The sequence below is a fragment of the Arcticibacter svalbardensis MN12-7 genome (assembly GCF_000403135.1).
Classification (GTDB): Bacteria; Bacteroidota; Bacteroidia; order Sphingobacteriales; family Sphingobacteriaceae; genus Arcticibacter; species Arcticibacter svalbardensis.
The window spans coordinates 36333-42332 of record NZ_AQPN01000086.1; the positions used below are offsets into that span (position 1 = coordinate 36333).

Sequence of the window (6000 nt, forward strand, 5' to 3'; positions counted from 1 at the left end):
AATGTCTAATGTCGAATAAATTAGGGTTACAATATAGAATGGAAAAAATTTTATTCAAAAGCTGCGATCTTTACTACTACTTATCAGGACAAACGAACTCTCCATAGGAAGGAATAATAAGGCTGAGTGTTTGAAAAGATTAAGCATTAAGTAATCACTTCTATGGGAGCCTGATAAATGTTTCGTTTCCACATCAAGCAAGTGCTCCTTATTGCCTTAATTTAGAAAATTAACAATACTGACACTATTCTGATAGATATTTGAAAATGTAATAATACTTTTGCTTAACACTGTTAGATAATTTACACTGTACATTTAAATGGCTAGTAAAGATAGAATTCAAAGACTTAAAGAAGACACCAGATGCAATATTCTTGAAGCTGCCTTAGAGATTGTAAACGAAGATGGATGGCAAGCTTTGAGTATGCGTAAGATTGCGGATAAGATTGATTACACTGCTCCTATTATTTATGAATATTTCTCAAACAAAGAAGGTATTTTGCTAGAATTAACACGTAAAGGAAATTTGATGCTGTTACAGGAATTTAGAGCTGCAAAGGCTAAACATACTTTACCAGAGAAGCAACTTGAAGAGATGTGGATTGCCTATTGGAATTTTGCATTTATTAACCAGCAGTTGTATAAATTAATGTTTGGTGTAGATACAAATTGTTGCGAAACAAAAACGATGCTAGCTGAGGCCGTTAGCATCAGGAAACTGGTTCAAGACACAATAGCAGAAATAATGACCTCAAATCCGCCATCTGAAGAAGTAATATGCAGAAAATATTATACTTTCTGGTCTATTATTCACGGATTAATCTCAATCAATTTAGTACAAAAAGGTACTAACGAAGAAATGAATCAACACATTTTAAAAGATGCTATTAAAGGCATCATCAGATCAATAAACGACTAATATATTTTTTTTATGGAATACTTAACACTGTTAAATTATCTATACACCATAAGTTTATACTCAAGAAGAAGAGTATCCCACTCATTGAACCTTTTTTTACACAATTACTTAACAGTGTTAAGTAATTATACTCATGTTAAATAATCAGCATCAGCTTTCCACTTAACACGGTCAAACAATGAATATCGTTATGAAAATCGCAATCCTTCTATCCCTATTTTTAGCTGGCTGTGCCGGCACACCTACGCAAGTTGAAGCACCTGCACTGCAGTCCCTCCCCGTAGTATCAATTAAAAGCAGTACTGAGACTACTTATACAGAATACCCTGCAGCTATACAAGGCGCTATAGATCTGGAGATCCGTCCTCAAATATCAGGCGTATTGGATCAGATTTATGTAAATGAAGGGGCATTAGTTAAAAAGGGAGATCCACTTTTTAGAATAAATGGACTTCCCTTTAAAGAAGCAGTAAATAATGCTGAGGCCTCCTTGCTTGCCGCCCAGGCATCAGTAACAAATGCCCAAATTGAGATTGATAAATTAACCCCTTTAGTAAAGAACAAAGTGGTTTCTGATTTTCAACTCAGAAGTGCCCAGGCAACTTATGAATCAGCACAAGCCAGAGTTAAACAGACTAGAGCAGAAGTTGCTTCCGCACGTATTAATCTGGATTATACCCTGATAAAAGCACCGGTTAACGGGTATGTAGGCTTGTTGCCCAAAAAACAAGGCAGTTTGGTATCCACTACAGATGCTTTACCACTAACTCAGCTTTCCGATGTCCACCAGGTGCATGTTTACTTTTCATTAGGAGAAGATGATTTTGCCGACTTTAATACAAACAACCCTGGAGGAACCCTGGCAGAAAAGTTAAAAAGACTGCCTGGAGTCTCTCTCGTTTTATCCAACAATAGTGTTTATGCTCAGGAAGGAAAGATAGATATGGTAGATGGACAGTTTGATAAGCAGACCGGCTCTATTCTATTAAGGGCTACTTTCGCCAATCAGCAAGGCCTGTTAAGGTCTGGTAATACGGGTAAAATCAGACTCAGTCTGCAACATCCAAAAACATTGCTAATCCCCCAGGCATCCACTGTAGAAGTGCAGGATAAAATGTTTGTCTTTACTGTCGACAAGTCTAATAAAGTAAGTAAGCGGCCTATAACTATCTCAGGAACCAGTGGCACGAACTATCTGGTAAATAACGGATTAAATTCCGGAGATCGGATTGTAGTAGATGGAATAGATAAAATCAAAGAAGGAGATATCATCCAGCCGCAAGCATTTACAGCAGAAAACAATAAAACTGCATCAAGATAATATACCATCATCATGTTTAAAAAATTTATAGACAGACCCGTCTTAGCAACAGTCATCTCCATTTTACTGGTGATACTTGGCATACTTGGATTAATGAAGTTGCCCTTACAGCAATTCCCTGATATTGCACCTCCGGCAGTTCAGGTAACGGCTCTTTATCCAGGTGCAAATGCAGAAACTGTTCTGCGTTCAGTTGCGCCTTCATTGGAAGAATCCATTAATGGAGTAGAAAATATGAGTTATATGAGTTCTACTGCCAGTAATGATGGTTCATTGGTGATCACGGTGTACTTTAAGTTAGGAACGGATCCCGATCAGGCAGCCGTAAATGTACAAAACCGCGTATCTCAGGCAACAAGTCAGCTGCCAGCAGAGGTTATTCAGGCAGGGGTTACAACTGCCAAACAGCAGAATAGTTTAATCATGGTACTGAGTATGTATACAGTCGATGAGAAAAGCTATGACCAGACCTTTATGGCCAATTATGCTGCCATCAATCTTATCCCTGAAATTAAACGTATTCAGGGTGTTGGACAGGCCGTTATTTTTGGTGGAAGTAAAGATTATTCCATGCGCGTTTGGCTTAACCCTGCACAGATGGCTACCTACAATCTGGTTCCAAATGATGTTATTTCAAAGATAAAAGATAAAAATCTGGAAGCGGCTCCAGGTATGTTTGGAGAAAGTAGCAAGAATGCTTTTCAATATGTATTGAAATATAAGGGAAAGTTAACCAAACCAGATGAATATGAGAACATTATCATTCGATCTAATGCAGATGGTTCATTTTTACGTCTAAAAGATGTAGCTAGAATCGAGTTTGGTTCTTATACCTATTCCAGTTTAACTCGTATAGATGGCAAACCAGGATTAAATATAGCCATTCAGCAATTAAGTGGCTCAAACGCAAATGAGGTACAGATTGCGGTGCAAAAGTTTATGGAGAAAGCCGAAAAAGACTTTCCGAAAGGCGTTAACTATTTTGTTTTATATAGTACTAAAGTCTCTTTAGACCAATCTATTGAACAGGTTATTCATACCTTGATAGAAGCCTTTATCCTGGTATTTCTGGTGGTGTTCATCTTTTTACAAGATCTGAGATCTACACTTATCCCTGCCATTGCGGTTCCGGTAGCCATTCTTGGGACATTTTTCTTCATGAACCTATTTGGGTTTTCTATTAATCTGTTGACCTTATTTGCACTGGTACTAGCCATCGGAATTGTAGTCGATGATGCTATTGTGGTCGTGGAGGCGGTGCATTCCAAGATGCATCACAAACATTTGGCACCAAAACCGGCTACGGCAGCTGCAATGCATGAAATTACAGGTGCAATTATCTCCATTACACTGGTCATGAGTGCCGTATTTTTACCGGTAGGTTTCATGGAGGGTTCCACTGGCGTATTTTATAGACAATTTGCCTTTACACTGGCCATAGCGATTGTAATTTCAGCCGTAAATGCATTAACATTGAGTCCTGCTTTATGCGCCTTGTTCTTAAAAGAGGTTCCTTCCCCAGACTCCTCTGTCACTGTCAAAAGAAATTTTAAAGAAAAGTTCTTCGCCGGGTTTAATAAAAGTTTTGATTCGCTGACTCAAAGATACGTAGGAAGCTTACGTTTCCTGATTCGTTCGAAATGGATTGGACTAGCAGGGTTGGCCATCGTTGTGCTGGCTACCGTTTGGATGGTAAAGAAAACGCCAACTGGATTCATTCCTTCGGAAGATCAAGGCTTTATCGCTATTGCTATGTCGACTCCTGCCGGTGCTTCACTGGAAAGAAGTACGGAAATAGTGAAGAAGGCTGAAGACTTGTTAAGACCATTACCTTTTACAAAGGTATTCAATGGGTTATCAGGTTTCAGTTTGCTTACTTCTTCTACAAGTCCTTCAGCAGGAAGTTTATTTATTTTGCTAAAACCAGCAAAAGAGCGAGGTGATGTCAAGGACATTACAGCCATTATGAACATAGTAAGAGGAAAGCTGGCTACTATAAAAGGAGCTAATTTCTTTGTCTTTACCTTCCCTACCGTACCGGGCTTCAGTAATATTGATGGGCTGGACCTTGTATTGCAGGATAAAACAGGTGGAAAACTTGACCGGTTTAGTGGCATCGCCAATAACTTCATTGCGGAACTGATGAAGCGTCCGGAAATAGCGGTAGCCTTTACTTCCTTTAAAGCAGATTATCCACAATTGGAAATGGAACTGGATGATAATAAAGCAGAACAGTTGGGGGTGTCTACAAAAGATATATTGCAAACTTTGCAAGGCTATTTTGGAAGTGCCCAGGCATCTGATTTTAACAGATTTGGAAAGTACTATAGGGTGATGGTGCAGGCCGATATAGATGACCGTGCTGATCCTTCTTCTATGGATGGTGTTTTTGTTAAAAATAAGGACGGCGAAAATGTACCCATAAATACGTTAATCAAACTTAAACGTGTATATGGCACAGAAACAGTATCACGCTATAATTTATTTAATTCAATAGGAGTCAATGCGATACCAAAACCTGGTTTCAGTTCAGGTGATGCGATCAAAGCAGTAGATGAAGTGGCGGCACAGCAGTTGCCCTCTGGATTCTCTCATGAGTTTTCCGGATTAACAAAAGAGGAGATTACATCAGGTGGTCAGTCGGTTATCATTTTTCTTCTGTGTCTGATATTTGTGTACTTCCTTTTAGCGGCTCAATACGAAAGTTATATACTTCCACTAGCCGTAATTCTTTCTATTCCTTCAGGCATAATTGGTGTATTTATAGCGATCGGATTAACCGGAATTGAAAACAACATTTATGTTCAGGTCGCCTTGGTCATGCTGATCGGTCTGCTTGCTAAAAATGCAATCCTGATTGTGGAGTTTGCAGTCCAGCGGAGAAGAACAGGTAAGTCGCTTGTTGCATCCTCATTAGAAGCTGCAAAATTAAGATTACGCCCCATCATTATGACTTCCCTTGCATTTGTGGTAGGATTAATACCGATGATGCGTGCAACTGGACCTTCTGCGTTAGGTAACCACTCTATCAGTATTGGTGCTGCAGGAGGAATGGTGACAGGGGTGATACTTGGTCTTTTAATTATTCCTGTGCTTTTCGTCATCTTTCAATATCTACAAGAAAAAATTACAGGTAATCCGTCCCATAAGATTGCTCAGGAATCCTTGGAATCAGTTCAAACAACAACTAGTATTAAAGAATATGATATCGTTTAAAAATATATCCCTGGTCATTATAGTCCTGCTCATCACAGCAAGCGGCTGTACGGTGTCCCAAAATGCAGCAAGGCCTTCCAATATGTTCCCTCAGGGCTATCGAATTGGGATGGCCCCAAATACTGATACGCTGCGTATTGCAAACAAGCCCTATCAGGAATTTTTCAGGGAACCCATGATTAGAGAGCTGATTGATACGGCACTGGTAAGAAATTATGATATGCAGATTGCACTGAAGAATATCGAATCAGCCGCATTGATTTTTCGACAATCAAAATGGGGTAATGTTCCGGAGGTCAATTTACGAATAGCTGCTAGCTCCAACCGGCCTTCTGATAATAGTTTGAATGGATTGACTATTGGTCAGTTTTCAGATTCAAAACATATCGAAGATTATAATGCCTCACTGGGATTAAGCTGGGAAGCAGACATTTGGCGGAAGATCGCCAATCAGCAGAATGTTGCAGGCGCTGCTTATCTGCAAAGCACTGAGGTACGTAAAGCTGTTCAAACCAGGTTAGCATCTGACATCGCACATGGGTTC

General features: G+C 39.4%; 4 protein-coding genes. All 4 read left to right on the forward strand.

Annotated features, from left to right (window positions below):
- The first annotated feature begins 319 nt into the window (after positions 1-319).
- The gene (locus tag ADIARSV_RS11525; protein WP_016195701.1) at positions 320-919 is read left to right on the forward strand and encodes a TetR/AcrR family transcriptional regulator; all 600 of its coding nucleotides are present in this window, start codon (positions 320-322) and stop codon (positions 917-919) included.
- A gap of 190 nt (positions 920-1109) precedes the next feature.
- Positions 1110-2240, forward strand: a complete 1131-nt coding sequence (locus ADIARSV_RS11530) for an efflux RND transporter periplasmic adaptor subunit (protein WP_235048410.1) — start codon at positions 1110-1112, stop codon at positions 2238-2240.
- 12 nt (positions 2241-2252) lie between these two features.
- Positions 2253-5456, forward strand: coding sequence for an efflux RND transporter permease subunit (locus tag ADIARSV_RS11535; RefSeq protein ID WP_016195703.1), 3204 nt, complete (start codon positions 2253-2255; stop codon positions 5454-5456).
- The coding region (locus tag ADIARSV_RS11540) for a TolC family protein (protein WP_160166660.1) at positions 5443-6000 on the forward strand (558 nt) is incomplete at its 3' end. The genes ADIARSV_RS11535 and ADIARSV_RS11540, both read left to right, overlap by 14 nt.